This is a genomic window from uncultured Henriciella sp., from assembly GCF_964005855.1.
In the GTDB taxonomy this organism is placed as follows: domain Bacteria; phylum Pseudomonadota; class Alphaproteobacteria; order Caulobacterales; family Hyphomonadaceae; genus Henriciella.
Map to the genome: position 1 here is coordinate 35,381 of NZ_CAXFSW010000008.1, position 25,486 is coordinate 60,866.

The following is a 25,486-nucleotide window of genomic DNA, read 5'->3' on the forward strand; positions in this document are numbered from 1 at the left end:
GACGCTGCCCCGCAATTGTGCGTTCATGCGACGCAGCGGCGCCACAAGCTGCCGGTCAGGTGATGGCTGTCGAGTTGAAGAAGCGCAGCCTCAGCGCGCGTGTCGGGGTGTTTAACCGCTCCGCCTCCACCCCGGCCTGCCGGGCCAGCGTATCGATGAGGGCATTGGCAAGCGCCATGTCGGTGTCTTCATCCACGCCGCTCCAGTCCCCGCCATCCCTCAGCTCGAGCATGGGGCTCGCCTCTTCCTCACCGCTCGCCAATGTGATCGTCTGGCCTTCTCTTTGTCCCGCAATGAAAATACGGGTGAGCGTCTCATGGATGATCAGCGCGAGCGGTGTGACCTGCGCCACGCTGACGGCAAATCGCGTGTCCAGCTGCAGCCGGATCTCATGCCCGGCTGGCATGACTTCCTCCACCTGACTGGCCAGTTTTTCGACCAGATCGCAGATATCCACGCCTGCTTCGCCGCTGTGATAGGTGAGGTCCAGGCCAGCTGACATCGCCCGCAGCCGCCCGATGGCATGCTCGATAAAGGCACGCACCTCGCTGTTGCCGGTAGTACGCGCCCCGCGCCGCAGGAGCGATATCTGGAGCTGGAGATTATTGTTCACCCGGTGGTGAAGTTCGCGGGTCAGGAGGCGGTTTATCTCCAGCGCGTCCTCGGCCGCCCGCTGGGCGATGCGCCGCGCCCGGACTTCATTGTCGAGGTCTTCGATCTGCAGGCTGAGCGCAGCAAACCTGTCGCTCTCGACCGGCGGGATACGGATAACATAGTGAACCCCGTGGCCCGAACGTCTGAGACGTTTGCCAGTCGCCCGTATCCGCTCGCCCTCTCCGCCATCCTTCAGCGGCAGGATAAAGGGCAGCGGGTGGGCACCGCCGCGCAGCCGGGCCAGAATGTCCTGCACCCCACGTTCGCCGCCTTCGACATAGCTGGCGAGCGCCTCTCCGGGCGCCGCTCCATTTAGCCGCTCACGCGCCGCAGGGTTGGCAGCGGCGACCCGCCCTTCCCCGTCCACAAGCAGCATCGCCTCCGGCACGATGTCGAAGGCGTCTGACCAGTCTGCGAAAGCCGAGCCATCAGCCGCCAAAATATTCACGCCCCTCAGGCGTCTTGTCGGGCTGGACCAGATTGACCACGACCCGGCACCCGGCATCGCCGCGCGCGATCGCTTCCTCGATCACCACATTGGCATAGCCGAGGTTTTCGGCGGCAATCGTACCGAAGACGTTCGACGTCATCATGCATAGCGAAGGACGCCCATCGACATAGCGCCCGAACGGACAGGCATTATTCCCGAGGACGATCTTCGTCTCGTCTGCCTCGATAATGTAGAAATCGCCTTCAATACGGCGCTTGAGGTCGACCAGCACGTCGGCAATCTGGTCGCGTGAGAGCTCTTTCACATTGATCTCGGACTTGTAGGCCGCATCGATCTGCCGCCCGATAGAGGCGCCGACAATCGAGATATAGCCGGACGCATCTTCCAGCCCGACCACGTCCTCAAGCGTGCCGGCGAGCTCGCGCAGCAGCGAACGCAGGAAAACGTCCCTGTTCAGCGGCATGTCTGCCTGGTCGACAGGCGTGTCACTTACGGTCATTTCGGATTTCCTCTCTACTTCGTAACATAAGTTACGAGCAGGAAATTCGATCCCGATACGCCCAAATTTTTACCAGCTTGTCTCTCTCAGCCGCCTATGAGGGACTGCCCATTGAATGGGCGCACCCTCACCTTACGTAAAAATTTCCGCGCAGGCGGCTTGCGTAAAAGGGACTTTCAGCGCAACGCTCTGTTTCCGCTGACGAAAGGGGACGGAATGAAAAAGCTTATTTATGTTGCTGCTGCTGGCGCGCTTGGCCTGGCTCTGGCTGCCTGTGAAGGCGAAACCACGAATGTGGACGTCGGAACACCGGCCGCCGAAGAAGAGGTGGTTGTCGAGGAAGACACCGGTGAGGAGCTTGAAGAAGCCGGCAATGAAGTTGAAGAAGCTGCCGATGAGGTTGCGGCCGAAGCCGACGAGCTTGGCGACGAGACTGAAGCGGCTGTCGACGATGCCATGACAGACACCGACGACGACGGTGTGGTCGACGGTGTCGATACCGATGATGATGGCGACGGTGTCGCTGACGCAGACGACCCTGACAAACAAGACTAGGGTCAGAACAGACCGGCGCGCTGAGAGGCCCTGCCCCTTAGCGCGCCGTACCTTCTGGCAAGTTTACGCGCTGGCCGCCGCCTTGGCGGCCTTTTTGCGTTCATGCGGATCGAGGTGGATCTTGCGCAGGCGGATCGACTCCGGCGTCACCTCGACCAGCTCATCGTCGGCGATATAGGCCAGCGAGCGCTCCAGCGTCATCTGCAGCGGCGGGGTCAGACGCACGGCCTCATCGGTACCGGATGCGCGGACATTGGTCAGCTTCTTGCCCTTCATGACATTGACCTCAAGGTCATTGTCGCGCGTGTGCTCGCCGATGATCATGCCCTGATAGACCTTGTCGCCGGGATGGATCATCATCGGGCCGCGGTCTTCCAGGTTGAACAGCGCAAAGGCCACAGCCTCGCCCTGGTCCATGGAGACCAGAACGCCGGTGTGACGGCCTTTGATCGGGCCCTTATAGGGTGCGTATTCCAGAAAGACACGGTTCATGATGGCCGTGCCGCGCGTATCGGAGAGAAGCTCCCCCTGATAGCCGATCAGGCCGCGCGTCGGCGCATGGAAGACAAGCCGTGTGCGCCCGGCGCCCGATGGCTTCATCTCCATCATGTCGGCCTTGCGCTCCTGCAGCTTCTGAACGATCACGCCGGTATGCTCGTCATCGACGTCGATAACGACTTCCTCGATGGGCTCCAGCTTCTCGCCGGTCGTCTCGTCTTCCTTCATCACGACCTTCGGACGCATCACGCCAAGCTCAAAGCCTTCGCGGCGCATCGTCTCGATCAGAACAGCCAGCTGAAGTTCGCCCCGGCCAGACACGGTAAAGGCTTCGGCTTCGGTGGAGCGTTCCACCTGAAGCGCGACATTGCCCTCTGCCTCTTTCACCAGGCGGTCCCAGATCAGACGAGACGTCACCTTCTTGCCTTCGGTACCCGCCAGCGGGCTGTCATTGACGCGGAAGGTCATGGACAGGGTTGGCGGGTCGATCGGCTGGGCCTGAATAGGCTCGCTGATCGAAGGGTCGACGAAGGTATCAGCCACGTTCGCCTTGGTCAGGCCCGCCAGCGAAACGATGTCGCCTGCATGGCCTTCCTCGATCGGCTCACGGCCAAGACCGCGGAACGCCAGAACCTTGGAGACCCGGCCCTGCTCGACCAGTTCGCCATCGCGCGACAGAACCTTCACCGTCTGGTTCGGCTTCACCGTGCCGGACGTGATGCGCCCGGTCAGGATGCGGCCAAGGAAATTGTCTGACGAGATGGTGGTCGCCAGCATGCGGAACGGGCCTTCTTCCGTGCGCGGCTCCGGCACATGCTGGGTGACGAGCTCGAACAGCGCGGACATGTCGGTTGCCGGCTTTTCATGGTCGAGGCTCATCCAGCCATTCTTCGCCGAGCCATAGAGGATCGGGAAATCGAGCTGGTCGTCATCGGCGCCAAGGTCGGCGAAGAGGTCGAACACCTCATTGATCACATAGTCAGGCCGCGAGTCCGGCTTGTCGATCTTGTTGACGGCGACGATGGGGCGAAGGCCCACTTTCAGTGCCTTGGACACGACGAACTTGGTCTGCGGCATCGGGCCTTCGGCGGCATCAACCAGCACGATGGCACCGTCCACCATGTTCAGGATACGCTCCACCTCGCCGCCAAAGTCGGCGTGGCCCGGCGTGTCGACGATGTTGACGCGCGTATCGCCCCAGACAACCGATGTCGTCTTGGCCAGGATGGTTATGCCGCGTTCGCGCTCCAGATCGTTGGAGTCCATCATCCGGTCGGCGGTTTCTTCATTCTCGCGGAAGGTGCCGGACTGTTTCAGCAGGCAATCGACCAGCGTGGTCTTGCCGTGGTCAACGTGGGCGATGATCGCAATGTTGCGAAGCGATGTGGGCTCGGTCATGGGAGGAAAAGGCTTTCAAGTCTTGTATGGGGCGCGCTTTACACGCCTTGGCCCATAAAAGCGAGTGCCTGCCCACATAGGGATCCAGGCTCAGTTGGAACGCAGGCACACCACTAGGGGTGAGACTGCTAGAACTCAGGAAATTCTGGCAGCGCTGTCACAGCAACCGGCGAGGTAAGGCCCGACATCCATCGCCCGCAAGATAAGGGCTTCAGTTCCTCACCGTCCAGCCTGCCAAGCGTGACCGTTTCGCCAGCTGCGCAGGCGCGCCGGATTTCTCCGTAGGCCTCTCCGGGCGCCTCTATCAGGTCAATGCCGTTGAGCGTCCGCAGTCTGGGATTTCCAGGGATGTGGCCGCCGCATCGGTCGCTAATGTCGATCCAGTAATGATCCTCCAGACCATGCAAACTGACCTGATCGTTGCAATAGTCACGTTGGACCGCGGCAAGAGCAAGCTGAGCCAGTCGATGATCCGATTGAGGCGGCGCGTCAGACGCCCGGACCTCAATATCTATGCCGATATCAGCAAGCCCCTTGAGAAAACTCTCCCAATCGTCGGCATTCATTCCTGCCTCTAGTCTGGCAAAGCGTGAGGTATACATCTCACCCCCGGCCTCGCTGGCAGCCGCGCGAAACATGGCGGTATCGAACACATGGCCTTCGCCCGCACGCTCAAAGACATTCTTCCAGATTGCGAGTATATCGCCATTCCCTGCCTGCATGGAGGCCGCTTCCGCGATAAGCTGGACTAGCGCTCCGCAATCATAAGGTGTCCGTCCCCAGCTACCGTACGCCGTAGATGTGAGTGGACGGCGCAAAAGCGCTCTCTGGCAGCCATTGATCATCTCCTCCATGCGCCCGCGCAACTGATCTGGGTCCATCCATGCGCGCAGCGAAATGTATTCAGCCGCCCCCTCGTGCAGCCACGACTGCTCCGAATTTTCGCGCGATGAATAAAGCTGGCCGTTCCAGACATGCACCGTTTCGTGCAGGGCGAGCCCGGTCATACGCTGCATGAAATTCTCGTTTTCGGGATCAAGCGAATAACCACGGACATGCAGCGTGATGAACCGGCCAAGGGAGCTGCCCTTGAACCCGCTTCCAGCTTGGTCGCGATAGGTCACAATCAGAGTGGGCGGCGCAGGCGGCGCCTCTTCGAACCGCTGGGTCAGCGTCCGGCTGATCGACTGGGTGTCGGCAACAAACTTATCTCGCAGCCAGTCGGGCACATCCGGTCCGGCGATCACTGTGGCGGCGCCGTCGACAACATGTTCTGGCGGTCCGAAATAGAAAAACCCGCCAACGTCGGCCGGGATGGCTTCACCGCGGGGCACAAGACCGGCCCCCGCCAGCAGGACGTCACTTTCCTCACCCCCTTCAAAACTGATGAGGACGGGGTGATCGGCCACATTGAACGCTTCTGGCAGGACCGCCCACCCCGACGTCCCGATACGAATGGCAGGCACATAGCGCCGGTCATAGAAACGGTCGCTCTCTGAAATGGACATGCGGAACTTGTTGAAAGGCTCACCGTCTTCGCGCGACAAGACCGCGCCATCAAACACCCAGCCGTCGTCGTCGAGATGCCAGAGGCGGTCGCGTTCATCAGCCGCGACCCACCTGCTCAGTGAGACGCTATCGACCGGCTTATCCAGCGACCATGCCGCTATCAGCTGCTCTCCTGAGGGCGTAAGCGTCACCCGCGACTGCCCGCCGGGCGGCTCCGCCTTAGCCGGCGCGGCAGTCAGCAGCGGGATAAACAAGGCAATTAGCAACCGTAAAGACTTCATTCCTGAACTTTTGCGTGAAAACATATCAGATGCCAAGACGCGAATTGGCTGTTGTACAAGCGACCCGCAGCGCGGAACGCCCGTCCCTCCGGCCCGTTAGGTCCGGGCAGCAGACGCGCCGGGGACAGACCGCCATGACCTATATCGAAAAGCACCTGAATGCGGGCGAGGAGATCCTCATGACCGGGCGGTTTCACTGGCTCTGGTATGCCCGGGCCTGGGCGGCGCTGATCCTCTTCGGCTGGCTCATTATCGGCCTTGTCTATTTCATCTATGAGATGATCCGCCTCGTCACGACCGAGTTCGCCGTGACCGACCGCCGCCTCATCAAGAAGACCGGCTTCATCGCCGCCAATGTCGACCAGATGTCGCTGGAAGCCATAGAGGGCGCCAGCATGAAACAGGGCGTCATCGGCCGCATTTTCGGCTTTGGCAATCTCGACATTGAAGGGCGCGGCGAAGGCGAGGTGGACTTTCCCACCATGGCGGCGCCGGCAGCCTTCCTGCGAGAGGTCAACGAGGCACGCCAGCGCTCCGAACGCGCCTCCATCGACCGGCTCGCCGATGACCTGGAAGACCATCAGCAGCCACGCTGACATCCCCGGCATGAAAACACGCCCCGAGGAGGAACGTCCCCCCTCACTCTCCCGTTGATAGGGTGTGCAGCCAGAAAGGCTGTCCTTTCAGAAACAGAAATTTTCAGGAGACATCATGTCCAAGAGAGCAGAAGGAAAAACCGTTGCCATTCTCGCCGCCGACGGCTTTGAGGAAGTCGAGCTGACTTCGCCGAAAGAGGCGCTGGAGAATGCCGGTGCAAGCTGCATCATCGTCTCGCTCGAGAGCGGCGAGATCCAGGCCAATCAGCACCGCGAGCACGGCATCAAGGTCAAGGTCGACAAGACCGTGGACGAAGTGAAGGCCGACGATTTCGACGCGCTTCTCATTCCGGGCGGCCTGTTCAACCCGGACACGCTGCGCCAGAGCGACAAGGTGCTTGATTTCACGTCGAAATTCTTCGCGCAGGCCAAGCCTGTCTTCTCGATCTGCCATGGCCCGCAGGTTCTCATCACAGCGAACCTTGTGGACGGCCGCAAGATGACCGGTTTTGCTGCCATTCAGCAGGATCTGAAGAATGCCGGCGCCATCGTCAGCGATGAAGAAGTCGTCGTAGATAAAGGTTTGGTGACATCACGCAACCCGAACGATCTTCCGGCGTTCAATGACAAGATTGTCGAGGAGCTTTGCGAAGGTAAGCACGAAGCCCAGAAGGAATCGGTCGAAGCGTAATTACATCCCCTCGCACTTGACCGACTGAAGCGCCTCCCGAAAGGGGGGCGCTTCTTTCTTTATGGGACGCGAAACTATTCCTGCTCGCGATGTTTCACCGCATCCTGCCAGACCGAATAGATATATGTGGCCGACCAGGTGAGAACCATGAAGCCGCCAAGCGATTGCATCATCGAGATAATGCGGACCGGCCCGTCGGTCGTGATCTGCGTGAAGCCCAGCGTGACAAAATTCATCCCGGAAAAATAGAAAAGATCCTCCCACGACCCGGTATACGCTCCGCCCAGGGTTCCGAACCAGGCTCCATCCAGCATCACGGAATAGGCCAGCGCCCAGAGCCCGATCTCAAGCGTGTGCAGGAAAAGCAGGCCGAAAAAGGCGGTCAGGATGCATCGGTGGGTCTGCCGCTTCATCGGCGGCATGCAGTGGCGCACGCAGAGAATGCCAAAATGATGGCCGATGCCCAGAAGGGCGACGAGGAGAAAGCCGGTCAGGAGAGCCATGGGCAGGGCCTTATATTGCCAGAACACCCGCCTAGGTAGCGGATGCCCTGACGCCTTCAACCTTGCCCAATTTATTAGCTTGACCGCTAATTATGATTTATGCTAATTAGCATTTATGACAAATAACGTCTTCAGCGCATTGGGGCACCCCCTCCGCCGGCAGGTCATGGACCTGCTGCGCAAGGGGCCGCGCACCTCCGGAGAGCTTGCCGACGCATTCGAGGCCAGCTGGCCGACGGTGAGCCGCCATCTGTCCGTGCTGAAAGATGCCGACCTCATTACCGCAGAGCGCCAGGGCACCAGCATCATCTACCGCGCCAATACCAGCGTGATCGAGGATGCGGCCGCCGCGCTTCTGGCGATGATTGGCCGGGACAATGGCGATGATGATGATGATGACATGAAGGAGGCCGCCGAATGATCAGGACCGGTTTGATATGGTCGGGGCTGGCAATTGCTGCCATGCTCGCAACCCTCGTCTGGGCGTGGAGCGCCCTTCCCGCAGGCGTCGACATCCCCGTTCACTGGGGCCCCGGCGGTGAGGCGGATGGCTTTGCCACACGCGGCAAGGCGCTGCTCATCCTCGCCATCCTGCCCGCCAGCGCCCTTTTCACCAGCGTTGCGCTTGCCCTTGCGCCTTCTCTCGACCCCTTCAAGGCCAATCTCCGGCGCAGCTCTCAGGCCTATGTCGCTATATGGGCAGGCTGCATGGTCCTGCTGGCCGCCCTCACTGCCGGCATCGCCCTCATGATGGTGCGCGGCGCGAATGGCGCGACCAATTCCAATGAGTTTGTCCGCTTTGTCCTTGCCGGCTGCGGCGTCCTTTTCGTCATTATCGGCAATTACCTGCCCAAGACCCGCAAATCCTTCTTCATCGGCATCCGCACCCCATGGACGCTGACCAGCGACTATACCTGGGAGAAGACGCACCGGCTCGTCGGGCCGCTCTTCATCGCGGCAGGTCTTGTCGGCATCGTCCTCGCCTTCACCATGAGCGGCATCTGGCTGGTCTTCAGCTTTGTCGGCACCATCCTCGCCGTCAGCCTGTTCGGTGTCGCCTATTCCTGGTGGGTCTGGCGCAAGGCCGATGACCGTGACGAAGGCGCAGACTATGTGGTCTAGGTACTGACCCGGCCGATCACCCGGCCCCCACCGCCTTCAGATATCCCATGACCGCAGGGTAAAGACACGCGACCAGAGCGGCCTCATCGCCATCATCCCCGCGCTGGAAGAGGGCTTCCGGGGCTACGAGGCGCGAAAAGGCCTGTAACTGGCCCTGGTTTCGCGCCAGTCCATCAGGCAAGCGGGCCATGGCAAAGAGGCCCGCGACCCCTGTGCCCGCATTCACCGTTCCGACTCCCTTTTCGGCCTTGCTCTAGCGCCTTGCCCCATCACCACGCCGCTGCCCCCGCGTTCGTCTCACCCTCACTTATCCTGCCTCCCTCTGCCTCAACCCAGCATTGAAGCATCCAGCCCACTCGCCTCGCGCCGCCCCCTCACGCCGCTCGCCCGACCCTGGTTTCGTCTCGCGCCGCCCCCTCGCCCCGCTCGCCCCTCTTGGCTCGTCTCCCACAGCCGCACCCCTCCCCACCCAACCTCGCCCTCTTGACCCGGCCCCTTGACCGGAGGCCTTCACGCTCCATATAGTTATCATGGTAATTAACTGGAGCCTGACCATGTCCCCCTTCTATCTTTTCGCCGAAATCAGCCCGAAGCCTGAACACTTCGAGGAGGCGCGCGACGCCGTCATGTCGATCGTCCAGCAGACGCGCGACGAGCCGGGCTGTGAGCGGTTCGACCTTTTTGAGAACGAGGCTGAACACCGTCTCTACCTGTTCGAGGAATGGCGCGACCAGGCCGATCTCGATGCGCACTATGAAAAGCCCTACACGGCGGAGGTCTTCAGCAAATATGAAAACTGGCTGCTGCGCGCGCCCGCTGTCTCGAAGATGCAGAAGCGGGCCTGAGCGGACATGTTCTTTCTGCAGGACCTGCCCTCGCTGGAGATGATCGACCGCTATGCCAGCCAGCATGCCGCCGGAAAGGCGAAAGAGATCGAGCGCACGCTGCACACGCTGCGCGCGGCCAGTCGGCTCATCCGTGTGCTGGACGCCTATTTCGCCCGGCATGACTTCTCCCAGTTGCGATTTCTCATCCTCATGGTGATCGACCGCGACACCGGGCGGGACCGCTTCACCTTCTCGGAGATCGCGGCCAAGACCGATGTCTCCAAACCCGTCATGTCGAGAACGATCAGCAACCTTGTCGAGAGCGGCCTGCTGGTCGAGGAAACCGGCAAGGCGGATGGACGGGTGCGCCACTATTCGATCAGCCCGCCCGGCGAGGAGAAGCTGGCCTCGCTCCTGCCCGGCTATTTCGCCCTGCTGACATCCACCGCCGAACAGGAGGGCATTGTATGAAATCGCGCCTTCTCCACCTCTTTCTTGTCTGGCTGACGGTCTATTGCGGCGTGACCGGGTCCCTCATTGTGCTGCAGGCCCTGGCGCCCGGTCTGCCACTCGCGGTTCAGACCCTGCTGCTGACCGCGATCCTGGTCCCGCTCATCCTGATCGTCATAGGCCCCATGGCCGCGCGCCTCTCCTCGCGGATTTTCCCCGTACAGGGCCAAGGCGCGCCGCAAGAGGAGGGCGCCTAGTTGTCGCGCGCCTTGACCTCATCCTCATTGGCGATGGCGCGGTCCTCGGCGTCGAACTCGACAGCCGGGGCGGCGCCGCTGCCATAGGACCGCGACTTGGCCGCGAGCCGGCTCATCGACTCGGCCATTCTCCCCTTGCCGACGGCCATGGTCTGGCCGGCGGCCACGCCGACCGCCTCGGCATCGTCAAACTTGCCGAAATCTGCGCCCAGGAAGACCACTTCCCAGCCCTTGGCCTCCACCCGGTCCAGCGCGGCGCGCGCGCCCTCGCGGGTGATCTCGCGCGAGGAGTTTTCCAGCCCGTCTGTCATGATGACGATGACGGCCTTCTCCGGGCTGTCGCTCTCGGCGGTGGAGATGATCCGCCCGATCGCATCGAAGAGCGGCGTCATCCCGCGCGGGGAAACCTCATCGGAGGTCACCGCCTGCCAGTCCGCCGGCGCCACGCTCTCGCGCAGCACATCATATTGCAGACCGTCCTGCGCATCGAAGACCGCCAGCGTCACCGACGTCTCAAGCGGCGCAGTCTCGTCCTCGCCGGCCTCGCCGACGGCCGCCGCATAGGCGTTCACCGAGCTTAGCGCCTCATCCCAGAGGCTGGACATCGATCCGGTGCGGTCGAGCAGGATATAGGAATGCACCGCCTTTGCCGCGTGCGGCTCTGGCTGGGGCGCGGGCTCTGGCGCGGGGCGTGCGGCACAGGCGGTAAAGGCAAATCCGGCGGCCATGGCCGCCCCCAGTATGGCTGTCCTGAACATCATCATCTCTTCTCCTCCGGCAGGGTCAGACCCCACCCCGGAGTCCGATGGCTAGAAGCCTCGCGTCGAAATGGGGCGCCCGCTGGGCCGCTTCGCGGTGATCGCAAGGTGATCTTCGGGCAGTTTTTCCCCCGCAGCGGGAACTTGCAGGAGTTAGCACGTGTTCTTCATGAACAGTTTGCAAGAAAGGGTACGCAAATGGATCCCGTCAGTATCATTATCTGGCTCGTTATCGGTGCCATCGCAGGTTGGCTCGCCGGACAGGTCATGCGCGGCGCCGGCTTTGGCCTCGTCGGCAACATCATCGTCGGTATTCTGGGCGCTGTGCTCGGCGCCGTCATCTTCAGCGCGCTCGGCTTCGGCTTCAGCGGCTTTATCGGCGACATCATCGGCTCCTTCCTCGGTGCCTGTATCCTGCTCTTCCTGATCAGCCTCGTGAAACGGGCCTGACACCGGAACCAGCAAATTCCAGCACAAAAAGCCCCGGCCGCCGCGCCGGGGCTTTTTCGTCTCAGGACAAGCCACTTGCCCCGCCGCCGCTTCTGAATATGGTGCGCGCCAGTTTGTCCCCTGCCCCGATGGAGCACGCCCATGGCCACGAAACACGCGCCGAAGAAAGTCGTCCTCGCCTATTCCGGCGGCCTCGACACCTCGATCATCCTGAAATGGCTGCAGACCGAGTTCGGCGCCGAGGTCGTGACCTTCACCGCAGACCTTGGCCAGGGCGAGGAGCTGGAGCCCGCGCGCAAGAAGGCGCTCGCCGCCGGGGTGAAACCTGAGAACATCTTCATCGAGGATGTGCGAGAGGATTTCGTGCGCGACTATGTCTTCCCCATGTTCCGCGCCAATGCCGTCTATGAAGGCGTCTACCTGCTCGGCACGTCCATTGCCCGCCCGCTCATCTCAAAGCGCCAGATCGAGATTGCCGACATGGTCGGCGCCGACGCGGTCTGTCATGGCGCGACCGGCAAGGGCAATGACCAGGTCCGCTTTGAGCTTGGCTATTACGGCCTCAACCCGGACATCAAGGTCATCGCCCCCTGGCGCGACTGGGATTTCAAGTCCCGCACCGACCTCCTCGCCTTTGCCGAGGAGCATGGCATCGAGATCACCAAGGACAAGCGCGGCGAAGCCCCCTTCTCGGTCGACGCGAACCTCCTGCACTCCTCTTCCGAGGGCAAGGTGCTGGAAAACCCGGCCGAGCCGGCCCCCGAATTCGTCCACATGCGCACGATCAGCCCGGAAGACGCCCCGGATGAGCCTGAAGTCATCACCATCGGCTTCGAAAAGGGCGACGCAGTCTCCATCAATGGCGAGGAGATGAGCCCGGCGACCCTCCTCACCGCGCTCAACGCCTATGGCAAGAAGCATGGCATCGGCCGCCTCGACCTTCTGGAAAACCGCTTTGTCGGCATGAAGTCGCGCGGCATCTATGAGACGCCCGGCGGCACCATCCTGCTCGTCGCCCATCGCGGCATCGAACAGGCGACGCTCGACAAGGGCGCCGCCCACCTCAAGGACGAGCTGATGCCGAAATATGCAGAACTCATCTATAATGGTTTCTGGTGGAGCCCGGAGCGCGAAATGCTGCAGGCCGCCATCGACTATTCCCAGCGCTGGGTCACCGGCGAGGTCACGCTCAAGCTCTATAAGGGCCAGGCCTATCTCATCGGCCGCTCATCGCCCTACTCGCTCTACAGCGAGAAGATCGTCACCTTCGAAGACGACCACGGCGCCTATGACCAGAAGGATGCGGAGGGCTTCATCAAGCTGAACGCGCTGCGCCTGAGGCTACTGGCTGGGCGGGATCGGAAGGCCGGGAAGAACTAGGCCATATCAACGAACGGTGCGCACCGCGAATTTCTGTTCCAATCCGATGGTTTTCTCACCAATTTTAAAGCCGTTAGTCTCTTCCAGCATCCATGGCTGAGGAGGCAAAAATTTCACGTTGAAACTGTGGAAGTCCGCAGAGAAAATTAGCTCGCTGTCTTCTTGAGCTGCTTTGTGCGAGTAGCACGACACGTAGCCATAGTTTGGAGGTAGTATTTCATCGATTTGGATTCGGTTCTCGAAATAACTCGTCAACGTGTTTCGCGCCGATCCTTTTTCTCTAGCTACCAGATTTAATTCAATCGAACTCATTGCTTGATCGCTGCGATTAAAAATCGCGACGATGAGGGGGTATTCGTCTGAACAAATTGGGGAGCCATCATCTTTTGTTACATTCGATTGGGTACGGTTTTCCACATACGCGGTCACCAAATCTACCGGCTCCGGCTGTTGATCACCTACCCAATTCAGGCCTGCATAAACTAGCAAAAAAGCAACAAGAGCGATGACTAAGGATATCGCGATGCGGAACAGATTGCCGAGTACCCGAACTATCGTCTGCGCCCAATTTTCTTGGGGCCGTGGAACCGACCAAAACCAACTCCGAATTATTCGCATACCGCAATCTTCTCATTCAATTTCGTCAGGAGATTTCGCCATCCTATTCGTGTTGGCTGATCACTTCGTCGGCCTCGCATTTTGCAAACCGAACTGAATCCGAAACGAAAGAGTCAACTTCGTTCTGATAGTTCTCCACGTCACGAAGAAACCTCGCCAACAAATTGGTGTATTCTTCAACTTCCGAAAAATAACTTTCGAGTTCCCAGTCGTCACAGGTATGCCTGCCAGAATAGGAATATTCGATCAGGCAAAATGGCACCGATGGTTTGCCATAGCGAGGTGGGTCGGGCGGAGTCTCATAGAATGACGGAGCACGACAGAATCCGAAGGCGTTCGGCACCAGCGCAGCTGATAAGCCCAATAGCCCAACAAGTTTCATTTCGCCCACCTTACGTATCTCACAAAACCCAAAGTCGAAATCTTACCTTATATTTCCAAGCTGTCACGTTCGTTTCAAAAGTGCGTTCTCATAGCATTCAGGCCGAATGGCAGACCCTGCCATTCGGCCATAGCCAGCCTCTTTCGATCTTCTTTTTCCAGTCAAGGGCGCTTCGCGTCCGAAGGATTTCACCCTTGACTGGAAAAAGAAGATCGGACACCGCGCCCTATCCAGGTTGGGCACCTCCCCTCTCCCGTCGCGTCCGGGAGAAGGGAGAGCGTGCGTCCTGACCCTCATCCTGCGTGAACGCCTACGCAATCCCCCTTATAGCCCCCTCCTCCGCGCCGGCGCATCCTGACTCAAACCACACCAGGCGCGGGTGGGAGGCGCTAAACGCATGGACAAACTTTCAGTGGATCCACTGGCAATCGCTGCACTGGTCGGCTTCGGCTCGCTGGTGCTCATTGGGGTTGGCCTGACCGTCTGGATCATCCGCCAGTCGGCCAAGAAGCCGGGCGAGCTCTAGGGGCTCCCCCAGCCCCTGCAGCGATCGCTGTCGACAGCGCCCCGGTGCGGGCGCATAGTGGGCATCTCACCGACAGGAGATGTCCCATGCCCGCACCCCGCCTCTTTCTCGCCGCGCTCACGCTCGGCGCCGCCGCCCTGCCTGCGCTGGCAGAGCCCGCGGCCCATGACGTCTTCGGCACCTTCTATACAGAGGCCGGCACCTCGCGCGTGACCATCAAGGATTGCGGCGATGGCAGCCCCTGCGGACGCGTCAGCGCGATCAACCCCAACTCGCTTGAGGAGGGGGTCACGCCGCAGGACGTGCGCGCCAAGGATGGTGAGCCGGTGCTCGGCCTGCTCATCCTCAAAGGCTTCGAAAAGAAGAAGAATGACTGGCGCGGCGGCACCATCTATGACCCCGAAAACGACAAGACCTATGACGCCCGCATCAAGCGGCTGGACGATGGCAATTTGCAACTGAAAGGTTGCGTGGGCCCGTTCTGCCAGACGCAGGTCTGGCCAGAATATGAAGGCGAATAGGCAACCCGCTATTTGCGCATTAAAGGCCCTAACCTCGCATGCCCATACGCCCCTATCAGCCTTCAGACCTTGCCGCGCTCTACGCCATCAATCAGGCCTCGACGCCCGGCGTCGGCCATGAGGACGATGCAGACGGGCTCGGCCGCCTGATCGACATGGGCACCTGCCTGGTCGCGGCCGATGACGAGGACACGCCGCTCGGCTTCATCAATCTGATCGCGCCCGGCACAGACGCCTATCCAAGCGACAATCTGCGCTGGATTGAGGACTGGATGGCGCGTGAGGAGAAAAGCGCCCACTATGTTGACCGGATCGCGATTGCCGCCGGTGCACGCGGCCAGCGTCTGGGCGAAGCGCTGTACAGGGCGGCCTTCGAGGCGGCAAAGCCCCGCGCCTGTCTCACCTGTGAGGTGAACACGGATCCGGACAATCCCGGCTCACACCGGTTTCACCAGCGGCTTGGATTTCAGAAGATCGGCGAGCGGCGCTACAGGCCGGACTATGCCGTCGCCTTCTATGCGCGCCTGCTCTAGCGGCAGCTAAGCTGCCTCAGGCCGCGGTCTCGAAGAAGCCCTGCTCCTCAATGGCGCTCAGCACCGTCTCCATGGACGGGGTGATCTTGGCGCCGAGCCTGTCGAGCACGTCATCCAGAACCATCCGGAACTGGATGGTCGTGCCATCGCTGCCGGCGCTTCTTGCGCCAATCGCGGCCATCAGGGCGCGGCCCTTCTTGTTCTCCCAGAGAACATCGGCCTTCAGCATTTCCATGCCCACCTTGCGCGACTCAGCGGCCAGCAGCGCGATGAGCACGCGTGACACGCCCCGTGCATGCCAGGCATCGAGCAGCGCAATCGAGAACTCACCGAACGTCTCCGTCTCATTGGCGCGCTGGGCATGAACCGCGCCGATGATCGGCTTGTCGTCCTGTGTTTCGTCAATGGCGACCCAGGCGACATGGTTCACGCCGTCGACATCGGCCAGGCGGTGCACAACATGTTCGGGCAGCGTCGCGGCGCCATTGAAGAAGCGCAGATAACGCGAGCGATTGGACAGCTTGCTGATCGCAACGCGCAGCGCCTCTTCATCGCCAAGCGTCAACGGGCGAAGCCGCACAGGGGCACCGTCGGTGGTTTCTATAAGGATGTCGTGTGTCATTTGCTGCACCCGCTCAGTCTTTAATGCTGCACCTGCGAAATAAGCGCTCCGGTGCCGCTTTCCAAGGCCTGAATGACGTAGCTCCTATGCCTTTCTGCAGGCCTGTGCCCGAAAGGTCACGCCGTTTCCTGACTGTGCATTGCTGCGCCTGCGAAATCACTACGTACAAGCCGCAAGTATCTGCCGCAGACCCTCGGTCACTGGCAGGACCAGAAGGTGTTCACCTGCCGCGCCGACAGCAAACCGGTCAGCCTCCCGGATCGCGTCGAAAATATCGCTTGAGGCGGGCAGCGTCGCCATGCCGAGCGGCATGACATCGCCCGCATCGCGCCAGTCGCCCTCTGCGCTCTCCGTTTCTGTGTAGAGCCCGAGCGGCAGCGTCTCCTGGCCCGGCTCGAGATGGATCGAACGGGTCATCATGACCTCGCCAGAGGCCGTATCGCATCCAATCGAGAAGGTCGCTTCCGATTCAGGCGGGCCGAACAGCGCCTCGCCATCCTTCAAGAACCATTCGCCTTCGGTCAGCGCCATATCGCCAAGCTTGCCATCCGGGCCCATCGTGGCTGCGTCAGAGGCGGCGCCCTGGAGGCGCGCTGATTCGGCGCCTTCCTTCTCAGCGCCGCTCGTGGCCGCGTGCGGGTCTGCCCGCGTCTCGACGGCCTCATCGCTCACCTCAACCTCATCCTCCGGCGCCGGGGCGGGCGCGGCGGCCTCCTGGCTGCAGGCCGACATGACGGCGAGGCTCACCGCGATGAAGATCTTCGACAGAAAGCCCGACTTCGGCACGCTCGGTTTCATGTTTTCGTCCTTGTTCTGTACCGGGTGTTCAGGCGGCTAACGCGAGGTTTCGAGGTTTGATCCCCGCGCACGCCGCCATCCCCTTATAACTGTGTCTTTGCGGTCATAGGACGAAACCGGCGCGTGCGGTCGGAAACTTTCTTTCCTGTGGATAAGTGCGGCACACGCCCCGAACACCGCCCATGCACCGTGGGTGCACCGTCCATGCACCGCCGGTTTTCATGGAAATTCAGCGCCCGGGGCACATCGCCATCCCCGGGCCTCTCTGCTAGGGAGGAACACAACATGTCCACGACCTACACATTTGAAGGCAACGCCCCGGTCCGGCTCAATAAATGGATGGCCAGCCTCGGCATCTGTTCGCGCCGCGAGGCAGAAACCCTTATTTCTCAAGGCTCTGTTGCCGTCGATGGCGCAAAGGTGAGCGAGCCGGGTCACAAGATCGAACCCGGCCAGACCCTGACCCTCACCGGCAAGGCGACAAAGGCCCTCGACGAGCAGCTCACCATCGTCCTGCACAAGCCTGTCGGCTATGTCTCGGCCCAGCCAGAAGGCGAGCAGGTGCCCGCAATCCGTCTGGCAAGCCAGGACAATCTGATCGGAAAAGCCCCGAAGATTCCGGGCCGTAACCCGAATTTCGCGCCACTCGGCCGGCTCGACATGGACTCGCGCGGCCTGCTCCTCTTGTCCGAAGACGGCGTCCTCGCCAAGGCCGTAATCGGCCCCTCATCGGCGCTCGAAAAAGAATACCTGGTCACAGTTCAGGGCCAGGTCACAGAGCCGGTCATCGCCAAGCTGCGCCACGGCCTCTCTCTCGATGGCCGCCGACTCAAGGCCGCCAAGGTCGACCAGCTCAGCCCCGGCCGCCTGCGCTTCATCCTGCGCGAAGGCCGCAACCGCCAGATCAGGCGCATGTGTGAGCTGGTTGGCCTTGTTGTTGTTGATCTTTTTCGCGTCCGCATCGGCCCGCTGGAGCTTCAGAAGCTGCCAGAAGGCAAGTGGCGCGCCCTCACCGGTGAAGAGCGCGCCGCCCTGATCAAGGCTTCGAAGCCTTTGCCGGGCGCTTCCGGCGAATCCAGGGCCAGAAAAGCTTCAGCCAGATCCAGAGGAAAATCCCGATCAGGACCAGCCAGGGCAGGCCCACGGCGAAAGCCGTGATGACGGCAGCTATGGCGCTGGAAAGATTGTAGAAAAAGTCACCTATCGCCTCGCCCAGCGGGTTTGACCGCGAGCCTGAAAAGGCAGGGACTTTCGTCTCATATGCCACATCCAGCGACGACATCGACACACGAAGTCGAAGTGCCCGCAGCTGGGCCTCCGTCGACTCGATCTCGCCGATTACCCGCGCAAGCTCCCGCTCGATCTGCAACAGCTCGCCAAGCTCCCCGTCACGCCGCTCCAGAAGGCCCTCCAGCCTTGTGCGCAGCGTCCGCTGGGCATCGAGCCGCGCGCCCGTATCTATGATCGACCGGGTGAGGTCTTCGGCACGCGTCGAGCGCGAGGTGATCTCCCCCTCGGCCGCCTCGGCCTGCGTCTCCACACGGCCCAGAAAACCCTCAATCCAGTCCGGCGTCGCGCGGATCGAGATATTCCCAGAAACATAGTCCTCATTGGAATTATAGACGTTCGAATTGACCACGATACAGGTCTTGGTGCCGGCGTCCCGGCAGGCCTCGACATGACCCTGCAGCATGGGCTCCACCGCCCCTTTCGGCAGGCGAAGGCCAAGCGAATGGCTATAGGCGATATACTGCTCGGCACCCGGCTCGACCTCGGGCCGGTCCGGTGCGGGAGCTGGCTCTGAAGAGGCGTTGCCCGCCGCCATCTTCGACGTACCGCCGAAGCTGTCAGCCTCTTCCATGGCTGGCGCCGCCATGGAGCGTTCATAGTCTGCAGAGCTCTCCCCCGGTCCACCGCAACCCGCCACAAGGGCCAGCGCGATCAGAGCGGGGCTAATCCGTTTCAACATTGTGTCCCTCCATGTTGAGGCCCAATGTGATCGGTTGCTCACGGCAAAACTAAGGCAGGATCAAGGCCTTGGTCCGAACGCAGTCTTGCCGGGCTCCAGCCGCCGGCGCGCATGGTGCACGAAATCAACCAGAAGCGGCCGGGTGTCCCGCGGGTCGATAATCTCTTCGGCAAAGAAGGCCTCAGCGGTACGGAACGGGTCCTCCATCGCCTCGAACTTCTTGTAGAGGCTTGCCAGAAGCGCCTCCCTGTCATCGGTCTCGGCCAGCTCCTTGCGGAATGCCGCCTCGATCCCGCCTGCCATGGGCAGCGACCCCCAATTGCCGGACGGCCAGCAATAGCGCCACTTTGCTTTTGTCGGGTTCATCATGGCAGAGCCCGCAAGCCCATAGGCCTTGCGGATCACGACCGCGCAGACAGGCACAGTGGCCTGATAGACCGCCGCCATGGCCCGCACACCCTTGCGGGTGACGCCCGCTGTTTCATGACGGACCCCGACAGCAAAACCGGCGCAATCCACAAAGTGAACGACCGGCAGGTGAAAGGTCGAACAGAGGTCCATATGGCGCATGACCTTGTCGCAGACGTCTGCGGTCCACGCACCATCAAGGAAGAAGGGGTTGCCCGCCATGATGCCGACTGGGTGGCCATCGATGCGGGCGAGTCCCGTCACAATACCCCGGCCCCACTGGCGGCCAATTTCGAAGAAACTGCCCTTGTCGACGGAGGCCTCAATGATCTTCTGCGGCTTGTAAGGCGTCTTGCCGTCTTCCGGCACGACTGAGATGAGACTCTCCTCACGACGTTGAGGGTCGTCCGTGGGTTCGGTCACGGGCGGCAATTCATGTACGGATGAAGGCAGGTATGAAAGGAACCGCTTGGCCGCCTTGAAGGCATCGGCTTCGGTCTCAACGACATCATCCACCGTGCCATTCTTGGCCTGGATCTCCCAGCCGCCGAGCTCTTCCTTGGAGACGTCTTCGCCAATCGCTATGGCAACCGGCGGCCCCGCAACGAACACCTGGCTGAGCTCTCTCACCATCACGGAATAATGGCTGGCACCGACGCGGCCCGCGCCAAGACCGGCGCATGGTCCAAGCGCCAGCGAGACCATCGGGATTTCGCCCATGCCGTCGACGATCAGCTCCCAGCTGGGCGTTTCAGGAATGTAGGTGCGCGGGTCCTTGAGAAACATCTTGATGGAGCCGCCGCCGCCTGTGCCATCGATGAGCTGGACCAGCGGCATGCGATACTCGACTGCCTGTTTCAGGGCGATGACTGTCTTGCCCCGGATCGAGGCATCGGCGGCGCCGCCGCGCACGGTGAAGTCATCACCGAGCACCATGGCCGGCCGGCCATCCAGCGTTGCGCGGCCAACGACCGAATTGGAGGCCATGAAGCTGTCCAGCTTCTCATCTTCATCATAGGTCGCGACACCGGCGATCTTGCCGACCTCATGGAAACTCCCCGGATCGACCAGAAAGGACACGCGTTCGCGGACGGTAAGCTTGCCACGCCCGCGCTGGCGCGAGACCGGCTCTTCACCGCCCATCTTTTCCGCCATCCGTTCCCGGCGGCGGAGCTCTTCTATCGACTTCTCCCAGGACATGAAGACAGCTAGACTGTGTGACCCGGTGTCAGGTCAAGCCCGTATCTCAAATCCCTGTGGGGACTGGCTCGATTTTTGCAATTCTTCGGCTCATCAAGGGGAGACACATGTTCAGGCTTTCGCTTCTCTGCACCGCCGCCCTGGCGGTGAGCTGGCTTTCCGCCCTGGCAGACGAGCCGGGCAAAGCGGCACGTGGTGCTGACCTCAGCTGCGAGTCCCTGCCGAACACGGGCGACCTTCTGAGAGAGCAAAACCAGACATTTCTCATCTTCGGTGAAATCCACGGCTCACGCGAGGCGCCAAAGGCGTTCGGTGAAACCGTATGCGAAGCGGCCAGAACCGGGCCCGTCGTTGTCGGTATCGAACGGCCCTCCCAGCTTTCAGGCGTCATGCAGAATTTTGTCGATAGCGACGGCAGCGACGATGCGCGCTTTACCCTCCTGCGCGGCTTCTTCGATGGCACCGACTGGGGCCTGTCGAGTCAGGCCTTTCTCGACCTCTTTATTCGTCTGCAGCAATTAACGGCGCAGGGGGCAGACATCCGGATGGTGGGATTCACCAGCGCTACTACGGTCGGCTCCGGCAGCCAGACCCCCTATGAGCGCCGACTGGCGGCCGAGCTCCTGCGCGCCAGCGCGCGCAACCCCGACGCCCGTATCCTGGTCCTTGTCGGCAACCTTCACGCGCGCAAGGAAACCTATCCGGAGCTTGGCAGCCGTCCCGCCTTCGACCCGATGGTGATGCACCTGCCACAGGATGAAGTGCTGAGTTTCAACATCGCTCATAGCGGCGGCGACACACACAGATGCACCGCCGAGGGCTGCGGCCCCCAGCCTGTCGACGGGCGCGCGGACCCGGAAAAGACCGGCATCTGGCTGAGCGACGGGGATTTACGGTATGATGGCATCTGGAATATCGGGCCTGTCAGCGCTTCACCGCCTATTGGAACACGCTACTAGGCCCCATCTGCCCGCCAATCCGCGATGTATCGGCAACAGAATCTGACAGAGGCGTCATTCTTGCGACCTTAGCTCTTGCCTTATGGCGGGGCAGCCTGCTTTATCGCCGCGAGTCCAAATCGAGGAGACGTTCAATGGATCTCGCAACTCTGACCCAGAAAGCCAATGAAGCCGTTTCTGCCGGCGGCGACTTCAAGAAAAAAGTGAAGTTTGATTTCGGCGATCAAGGCAAACTCTTCATTGATGGCGCCAATGGCAAAGCCGACAATTCCGACGGCGAAGCCGACGCAACGGTCAAGGTCGACTGGGACGACTTCCAGAAACTGGTGGCCGGCCAGCTGGACCCGACCATGGCCTTCATGCAGGGCAAGCTGAAGGTTCTGGGCGACATGTCTGTTGCCATGCAGCTTCAGGGCCTGATGAAGAAGTTCAACTAGGCGAACCTTCACCGGGGCCTCGTCCCTGGAAACCAAAAGGCGCTGAGCGGCCGAGGGCTGCCAGCGCCTTTTTTATTTGCTAGATGGGCACATGAGCGAGACGCAAGCCTCCCGGCGCGACACCTTTGTAACCGTGGAAAACAACCCGGCCCCGGAAGGCGCCGAGCTTGTCTGGTTCGAAGGCATGGCGGGCCGCAGTCTGCGGGCGTGCCTTGCCCCTTCCACGCGTGACAGAGCACGTGGCACGGCAATTGTCTGCCCCGGTCGAACCGAATTCATCGAGAAGTATTTCGAGACGGCACGTGACCTGCAGGCGCGCGGCTTTGCCGTGGTCATACTGGACTGGCCAGGTCAGGGCCTGTCCGACCGTCTGCTGGAGGACCCGAAAAAAGGCCATATCGACCGGTTCGAAACCTTCATGAGCGCGCTTAGCAAGGGCCTCGACGCCATGCCGGGGGATTTGCCGCGGCCCTATGTTTCCCTCGCCCACTCCATGGGCGGCGCCATCGCGCTGGCGGCAATTGTGAAAAAGCTGGTCCGGGTCGATGCGGCTGCCTTCACCGCGCCGATGTGGGGCCTGCCCGTCAATCTTGCGGTCCGCTATCTCATCTGGGCGATGCGGGCGGTGGGGCGCGATGGCGACTATGCACGCCAGCCCGGACCCCCGGAAACCTTTGAGTCGAACATCGTCACGCATGACCGGAAACGCTGGCAGCTGCAGCGGGACCTCATCGCGGCCGCGCCTGAACTGGAGGTCGGCCCGATGACCTGGGGCTGGCTCGGAGCCTCTCTCGATATCCTGAATGAGACCCGCAAACCCGCCCTGCTGCGCGGCATCGAGTGCCCTGTCTTCGTGGCAAGTGCGGGCGAGGAGGCGCTTGTCGACAATAAGGCGCACGGCCGCGTCGTCCGGCACCTGCCCGATTGCACGCACATCACCATTGAAGGGGCCCGCCACGAGATCCTGATGGAAGAGGACGCCATGCGCGACCAGTTCTGGGCGGGCTTTGACGCCTTTCTCACAAGGTCAGGGCTTTAATTCATAGCGGCGCGAGCCACATCCAATCCACCGGATGCGCGAGCTGCGCGCTTGAGCCGGAATGGCAAGGAGCCGCCCGACATGATCAAGATCCATCACCTCGAAGACAGCCGGTCACAGCGCATCCTGTGGCTGCTTGAAGAACTTGGCCTCGATTACGAGGTCATCCGCTATGAGCGCGATCCGGAAACGCGACTGGCGCCGGACGCACTGCGAGCGGTCCATCCGCTTGGGAAATCCCCTATTCTGGAAGAAGACGATATTATCGTCGCAGAGACCGGGGCGATTATCGAATATGTGATCGAGACGCATGGCGGGGGCCGGCTGAAACCCGCAAAAGGCACGCCGGAGGCGCGCGCCTGGACCTACTGGATGCATTATGCCGAGGGCTCGGCCATGCCACCGCTGCTGATGAAGCTCGTCTTCCAGATGCTGCCGCAGAATGCCAACGCCCTGGTCCGGCCCATGGTCAAGGCCATCGCGTCACGCACGCAGGACAGCTTCATCGATCCGCGGGTCAGGGAGCATGTGGAGTTCTGGGACAGCTCTCTGGCGCCCACGGGCTGGTTTGCCGGCGATGCGTTCACCGCCGCCGATATCATCATGAGCTTTCCGCTGGAGGCCGCAGCCGACCGCAGCATTGCCGGTCAATATCCCAATATTTCAGGCTTCTTGACCCGTATACATGAGCGGCCGGCCTATCAGCGCGCGCTGGAGCGTGGCGGGCCCTACGCCTATGCCTAGGGCGCCAGAGGCAAGTTACTCCGAATCCTCGACGGATTTGGACTGGAGCTGAATGTAGTTCTGGATACCGACCCGTTCGATAAGGTCGAACTGGGTTTCCAGAAAATCGATGTGCTCTTCCTCGCTGTGGAGGATTTTCGCAAAGAGGTCGCGGCTGCCATAGTCGCGCACGCTCTCAGCATGTTCGACCGCGTCACGCAGGAGGGCCACGGCCTCGATTTCCATTTCGAGATCTGACTTCAGCATCTCCTCGACCGACTCGCCGATCATCAGCTTGCCGAGATCCTGAAGGTTCGGCATGCCGCCGAGAAACAGAATGCGCTCGATCAGCCAGTCGGCGTGCTCCATCTCCTCGATGGATTCCTTGTACTCGAAATGGCCGAGCTTGCTGACACCCCAATCATTCAGCATGCGCGAATGGAGGAAATACTGGTTGATCGCCGTCAGCTCGTTCTTCAGCGCGGCGTTCAGGAATTCGATGACTTTCGGCTCGCCCTTCATGGTGCACTCCTGATGTCGATAGGTTTGTTCAGCTTGGCAAATAACACCCGAACCAGAGGATTCAAGCGAAAAAACACCATAAAATCAGATGCTTATGATAGTGAGAGGCAATTGCAGAAGCGCACAGGGGCAAAGGCGCTGATTTCACTCAGCTTCTTTCGCGCTTTTGGCGGAAGGGGCGTTTGCTCTATTCTGCGGCCAGGAGCGGCGTTTCGGCCTCGACCTCAACGCTATCAGAGATCATCTGTCCGATCTTCGGACGGCATTTGCCACAGTTGAAGGCGCATCCATGATGGGCCTGCACCGCCTCGGGGCTACGTGCACCGGCTTCGACAGCGTCGCGAACACCGGCATCGTTTATGCGTCTGCAAATGCAAATGATCATGGTTCTCAATTAGCAACGTTGAGAATGATTGTCAATCGAAGGAGAGAGGCTTCCCCGCAGCATCGTGCAATCTTCGAATTTTCAGGGAAATTGCATCGATTGAAAGCGCTTTGTCTCCATATATCGGGCCTAGAATTCCACTATGGCGCACTCGAACCATACAAGACCCCCGCTGGGCAAAGTGTCATACACCCGTGCTGTCCTGGTCACGCTCGTGACGGTGGTCATCGCGCAGGTCATGACCGCAGCGGCGATCGTGATCTGCGACATCCCCCAGTACATTCTTGATGAGATCATTGGCATATGGTTCGCGCTGGCGGCGATCCTGCCCCTGGTGGTCACCTTCCCTCTTGCCATCGTGTTCCAGCGCGAGCGGCTGAAAGTCGAGCAGGCCATGGTAGAGCTTGAAAAGGCGCATGCCGCGCTTGCCGAGCGTGCGCGCCTCGACCCGCTGACAAATCTGCTCGACCGGAAAGCCTTCTACAACGATCTTGAAACTGCCCTGGCTGGCGGCTCCTCATTGCTTGTGATCGACGTCGACCACTTCAAATCCATAAACGACACATATGGTCACCAGGCAGGCGATGACGCCCTGCGTCTGATCGCATCGACCATAGAGGCGACGACCCGGGAAACAGATATTGTCGGACGGCTGGGCGGTGAAGAGTTTGGGGTCTTCCTCAGCGGCGCGGACCTGGAGAAGGCCTGCAATATCGCCGAGCAGATCCGCGTGACCATCTGCGATCTCGAATTCGCGCCAACGCCGACGACCAGACATCAATTGACCGTCAGTATCGGCGTCGCCATGCGCAAGGAAGGACAGACGCCCACCGACCTCTTCAGGATAGCTGACCACCGTATGTATGAAGCCAAGCGCCGCGGCCGCAATTGTGTACATGCCAGTTCAGGTCCAGAGTCCACAAGCGCCTAGGGCCTGCGCCCCGCCAGCTTGACCGCGCGCCTCT

General features: G+C 61.0%; 33 protein-coding genes and 1 pseudogene. 19 read left to right on the plus strand and 15 right to left on the minus strand.

Annotation, left to right across the window (positions count from 1 at the left end; translation table 11 throughout):
* Nucleotides 1-55: 55 nt before the first annotated feature.
* Together ABNU55_RS10465 and ABNU55_RS10470 are read right to left on the minus strand one after the other, a co-directional pair.
* On the minus strand, nt 56-1,102 hold the full coding sequence (locus ABNU55_RS10465) for a histidine kinase dimerization/phosphoacceptor domain -containing protein (protein WP_290754779.1): 1,047 nt from the start codon (nt 1,100-1,102) through the stop codon (nt 56-58).
* Entirely contained in the window at nt 1,083-1,604 is a 522-nt protein-coding gene (locus tag ABNU55_RS10470; RefSeq protein WP_290754781.1) for a methanogen output domain 1-containing protein, read from the minus strand. The genes ABNU55_RS10465 and ABNU55_RS10470 overlap by 20 nt, the downstream gene beginning before the upstream one ends.
* 216 nt (nt 1,605-1,820) lie before the next feature.
* Here ABNU55_RS10470 and ABNU55_RS10475 point away from each other — a divergent pair, with 216 nt between their 5' ends.
* Nucleotides 1,821-2,159 carry a hypothetical protein gene (locus ABNU55_RS10475; RefSeq protein WP_290754782.1) on the plus strand — a complete coding sequence of 113 codons (339 nt, stop codon included), beginning with the start codon at nt 1,821-1,823 and terminating at the stop codon, nt 2,157-2,159.
* 63 nt (nt 2,160-2,222) lie between these two features.
* On the opposite strand, the gene typA is transcribed toward ABNU55_RS10475, so the two are convergent.
* Together typA and ABNU55_RS10485 are read right to left on the minus strand one after the other, a co-directional pair.
* The gene (gene typA / locus ABNU55_RS10480) at nt 2,223-4,055 is read right to left on the minus strand and encodes a translational GTPase TypA (protein WP_290754783.1); all 1,833 of its coding nucleotides are present in this window, start codon (nt 4,053-4,055) and stop codon (nt 2,223-2,225) included.
* A gap of 128 nt (nt 4,056-4,183) precedes the next feature.
* Nucleotides 4,184-5,755 (minus strand): hypothetical protein, encoded by a 1,572-nt coding sequence (locus ABNU55_RS10485; protein WP_290754785.1) that lies wholly within the window; start codon nt 5,753-5,755, stop codon nt 4,184-4,186.
* A gap of 224 nt (nt 5,756-5,979) precedes the next feature.
* On the opposite strand from ABNU55_RS10485, the gene ABNU55_RS10490 reads away from it, so the two are divergent.
* Together ABNU55_RS10490 and ABNU55_RS10495 are read left to right on the plus strand one after the other, a co-directional pair.
* Nucleotides 5,980-6,441 carry a PH domain-containing protein gene (locus tag ABNU55_RS10490; RefSeq protein WP_290754787.1) on the plus strand — a complete coding sequence of 154 codons (462 nt, stop codon included), beginning with the start codon at nt 5,980-5,982 and terminating at the stop codon, nt 6,439-6,441.
* A 115-nt stretch (nt 6,442-6,556) separates the two neighbouring features.
* The gene (locus tag ABNU55_RS10495) at nt 6,557-7,132 is read left to right on the plus strand and encodes a type 1 glutamine amidotransferase domain-containing protein (RefSeq protein ID WP_290754789.1); all 576 of its coding nucleotides are present in this window, start codon (nt 6,557-6,559) and stop codon (nt 7,130-7,132) included.
* Nucleotides 7,133-7,206: 74 nt separating this feature from the next.
* Here the strand turns inward: ABNU55_RS10495 and ABNU55_RS10500 are convergent, their stop codons facing one another.
* The gene (locus ABNU55_RS10500; protein WP_290754791.1) at nt 7,207-7,635 is read right to left on the minus strand and encodes a hypothetical protein; all 429 of its coding nucleotides are present in this window, start codon (nt 7,633-7,635) and stop codon (nt 7,207-7,209) included.
* Between the two features lie 115 nt (nt 7,636-7,750).
* On the opposite strand from ABNU55_RS10500, the gene ABNU55_RS10505 reads away from it, so the two are divergent.
* Together ABNU55_RS10505 and ABNU55_RS10510 are read left to right on the plus strand one after the other, a co-directional pair.
* Nucleotides 7,751-8,056 carry a metalloregulator ArsR/SmtB family transcription factor gene (locus tag ABNU55_RS10505; RefSeq protein ID WP_290754793.1) on the plus strand — a complete coding sequence of 102 codons (306 nt, stop codon included), beginning with the start codon at nt 7,751-7,753 and terminating at the stop codon, nt 8,054-8,056.
* Nucleotides 8,053-8,757, plus strand: a complete 705-nt coding sequence (locus ABNU55_RS10510) for an SdpI family protein (protein WP_290754795.1) — start codon at nt 8,053-8,055, stop codon at nt 8,755-8,757. The genes ABNU55_RS10505 and ABNU55_RS10510 overlap by 4 nt, the downstream gene beginning before the upstream one ends.
* Nucleotides 8,758-8,773: 16 nt before the next feature.
* Here the strand turns inward: ABNU55_RS10510 and ABNU55_RS10515 are convergent, their stop codons facing one another.
* Nucleotides 8,774-8,947: a hypothetical protein gene (locus tag ABNU55_RS10515; RefSeq protein WP_348764351.1), complete on the minus strand. Its 174-nt coding sequence runs from the start codon at nt 8,945-8,947 to the stop codon at nt 8,774-8,776.
* A gap of 364 nt (nt 8,948-9,311) precedes the next feature.
* On the opposite strand from ABNU55_RS10515, the gene ABNU55_RS10520 reads away from it, so the two are divergent.
* From ABNU55_RS10520 to ABNU55_RS10530, 3 genes are read left to right on the plus strand one after another with little or no spacing between them, the layout of a single operon-like run.
* Nucleotides 9,312-9,602, plus strand: coding sequence for a putative quinol monooxygenase (locus ABNU55_RS10520; RefSeq protein WP_290759986.1), 291 nt, complete (start codon nt 9,312-9,314; stop codon nt 9,600-9,602).
* A 6-nt stretch (nt 9,603-9,608) separates the two neighbouring features.
* On the plus strand, nt 9,609-10,055 hold the full coding sequence (locus ABNU55_RS10525) for a helix-turn-helix domain-containing protein (RefSeq protein WP_290759984.1): 447 nt from the start codon (nt 9,609-9,611) through the stop codon (nt 10,053-10,055).
* A complete protein-coding gene (locus tag ABNU55_RS10530) occupies nt 10,052-10,291 on the plus strand; it encodes a hypothetical protein (RefSeq protein ID WP_290759982.1) in 240 nt (79 codons plus the stop codon). The genes ABNU55_RS10525 and ABNU55_RS10530 overlap by 4 nt, the downstream gene beginning before the upstream one ends.
* On the opposite strand, the gene ABNU55_RS10535 is transcribed toward ABNU55_RS10530, so the two are convergent.
* A complete protein-coding gene (locus ABNU55_RS10535) occupies nt 10,288-11,055 on the minus strand; it encodes a VWA domain-containing protein (RefSeq protein ID WP_290759981.1) in 768 nt (255 codons plus the stop codon). The two genes, ABNU55_RS10530 and ABNU55_RS10535, sit on opposite strands and share 4 nt — an antisense overlap.
* Before the next feature lie 192 nt (nt 11,056-11,247).
* Between ABNU55_RS10535 and ABNU55_RS10540 the strand changes: the two genes are divergently transcribed.
* Together ABNU55_RS10540 and ABNU55_RS10545 are read left to right on the plus strand one after the other, a co-directional pair.
* Entirely contained in the window at nt 11,248-11,499 is a 252-nt protein-coding gene (locus ABNU55_RS10540; RefSeq protein ID WP_119378733.1) for a GlsB/YeaQ/YmgE family stress response membrane protein, read from the plus strand.
* A 141-nt stretch (nt 11,500-11,640) separates the two neighbouring features.
* Entirely contained in the window at nt 11,641-12,879 is a 1,239-nt protein-coding gene (locus ABNU55_RS10545) for an argininosuccinate synthase (protein ID WP_290752399.1), read from the plus strand.
* A gap of 6 nt (nt 12,880-12,885) precedes the next feature.
* On the opposite strand, the gene ABNU55_RS10550 is transcribed toward ABNU55_RS10545, so the two are convergent.
* On the minus strand, nt 12,886-13,497 hold the full coding sequence (locus tag ABNU55_RS10550) for a hypothetical protein (RefSeq protein WP_290752397.1): 612 nt from the start codon (nt 13,495-13,497) through the stop codon (nt 12,886-12,888).
* 43 nt (nt 13,498-13,540) lie between these two features.
* Complete coding sequence (locus ABNU55_RS10555) at nt 13,541-13,879, minus strand: hypothetical protein (RefSeq protein ID WP_290752394.1); 339 nt, start codon at nt 13,877-13,879, stop codon at nt 13,541-13,543.
* A 397-nt stretch (nt 13,880-14,276) separates the two neighbouring features.
* On the opposite strand from ABNU55_RS10555, the gene ABNU55_RS10560 reads away from it, so the two are divergent.
* The 3 genes from ABNU55_RS10560 (at nt 14,277) to ABNU55_RS10570 (ending at nt 15,459) form a co-directional block, all read left to right on the plus strand.
* Nucleotides 14,277-14,405 (plus strand): hypothetical protein, encoded by a 129-nt coding sequence (locus tag ABNU55_RS10560; protein ID WP_290752391.1) that lies wholly within the window; start codon nt 14,277-14,279, stop codon nt 14,403-14,405.
* An 86-nt stretch (nt 14,406-14,491) separates the two neighbouring features.
* The gene (locus ABNU55_RS10565) at nt 14,492-14,926 is read left to right on the plus strand and encodes a DUF2147 domain-containing protein (RefSeq protein ID WP_290752388.1); all 435 of its coding nucleotides are present in this window, start codon (nt 14,492-14,494) and stop codon (nt 14,924-14,926) included.
* 38 nt (nt 14,927-14,964) lie between these two features.
* Nucleotides 14,965-15,459: a GNAT family N-acetyltransferase gene (locus tag ABNU55_RS10570; RefSeq protein ID WP_290752385.1), complete on the plus strand. Its 495-nt coding sequence runs from the start codon at nt 14,965-14,967 to the stop codon at nt 15,457-15,459.
* Nucleotides 15,460-15,475: 16 nt separating this feature from the next.
* On the opposite strand, the gene ABNU55_RS10575 is transcribed toward ABNU55_RS10570, so the two are convergent.
* Nucleotides 15,476-16,081: a GNAT family N-acetyltransferase gene (locus ABNU55_RS10575; protein ID WP_290752382.1), complete on the minus strand. Its 606-nt coding sequence runs from the start codon at nt 16,079-16,081 to the stop codon at nt 15,476-15,478.
* A 159-nt stretch (nt 16,082-16,240) separates the two neighbouring features.
* Nucleotides 16,241-16,879: a hypothetical protein gene (locus tag ABNU55_RS10580; RefSeq protein WP_290752379.1), complete on the minus strand. Its 639-nt coding sequence runs from the start codon at nt 16,877-16,879 to the stop codon at nt 16,241-16,243.
* 285 nt (nt 16,880-17,164) lie between these two features.
* Here ABNU55_RS10580 and ABNU55_RS10585 point away from each other — a divergent pair, with 285 nt between their 5' ends.
* Complete coding sequence (locus tag ABNU55_RS10585; RefSeq protein ID WP_348764352.1) at nt 17,165-18,037, plus strand: pseudouridine synthase; 873 nt, start codon at nt 17,165-17,167, stop codon at nt 18,035-18,037.
* Here the strand turns inward: ABNU55_RS10585 and ABNU55_RS10590 are convergent.
* Together ABNU55_RS10590 and ABNU55_RS10595 are read right to left on the minus strand one after the other, a co-directional pair.
* Nucleotides 18,036-18,848, minus strand: a pseudogene (locus tag ABNU55_RS10590) (DUF4349 domain-containing protein); the annotation flags it as partial. The gene ABNU55_RS10585 and the pseudogene ABNU55_RS10590 sit on opposite strands and share 2 nt — an antisense overlap.
* Before the next feature lie 60 nt (nt 18,849-18,908).
* Nucleotides 18,909-20,456, minus strand: coding sequence for a carboxyl transferase domain-containing protein (locus ABNU55_RS10595; protein ID WP_290752374.1), 1,548 nt, complete (start codon nt 20,454-20,456; stop codon nt 18,909-18,911).
* A gap of 107 nt (nt 20,457-20,563) precedes the next feature.
* Here ABNU55_RS10595 and ABNU55_RS10600 point away from each other — a divergent pair, with 107 nt between their 5' ends.
* The 4 genes from ABNU55_RS10600 (at nt 20,564) to ABNU55_RS10615 (ending at nt 23,635) form a co-directional block, all read left to right on the plus strand.
* On the plus strand, nt 20,564-21,415 hold the full coding sequence (locus tag ABNU55_RS10600) for a hypothetical protein (RefSeq protein ID WP_290752372.1): 852 nt from the start codon (nt 20,564-20,566) through the stop codon (nt 21,413-21,415).
* A gap of 134 nt (nt 21,416-21,549) precedes the next feature.
* Nucleotides 21,550-21,852 carry an SCP2 sterol-binding domain-containing protein gene (locus tag ABNU55_RS10605; RefSeq protein ID WP_290752369.1) on the plus strand — a complete coding sequence of 101 codons (303 nt, stop codon included), beginning with the start codon at nt 21,550-21,552 and terminating at the stop codon, nt 21,850-21,852.
* A 91-nt stretch (nt 21,853-21,943) separates the two neighbouring features.
* Entirely contained in the window at nt 21,944-22,891 is a 948-nt protein-coding gene (locus ABNU55_RS10610) for an alpha/beta hydrolase (RefSeq protein WP_290757524.1), read from the plus strand.
* Between the two features lie 81 nt (nt 22,892-22,972).
* Complete coding sequence (locus ABNU55_RS10615) at nt 22,973-23,635, plus strand: glutathione S-transferase (protein ID WP_290752363.1); 663 nt, start codon at nt 22,973-22,975, stop codon at nt 23,633-23,635.
* 15 nt (nt 23,636-23,650) lie between these two features.
* Here ABNU55_RS10615 and bfr read toward each other — a convergent pair whose 3' ends face one another.
* The gene (gene bfr / locus ABNU55_RS10620; protein WP_290752362.1) at nt 23,651-24,136 is read right to left on the minus strand and encodes a bacterioferritin; all 486 of its coding nucleotides are present in this window, start codon (nt 24,134-24,136) and stop codon (nt 23,651-23,653) included.
* 187 nt (nt 24,137-24,323) lie between these two features.
* Nucleotides 24,324-24,521, minus strand: coding sequence for a (2Fe-2S)-binding protein (locus ABNU55_RS10625; RefSeq protein WP_290752358.1), 198 nt, complete (start codon nt 24,519-24,521; stop codon nt 24,324-24,326).
* Nucleotides 24,522-24,702: 181 nt separating this feature from the next.
* Here ABNU55_RS10625 and ABNU55_RS10630 point away from each other — a divergent pair, with 181 nt between their 5' ends.
* On the plus strand, nt 24,703-25,452 hold the full coding sequence (locus tag ABNU55_RS10630) for a GGDEF domain-containing protein (protein ID WP_290752355.1): 750 nt from the start codon (nt 24,703-24,705) through the stop codon (nt 25,450-25,452).
* Nucleotides 25,453-25,486: the final 34 nt, after the last annotated feature.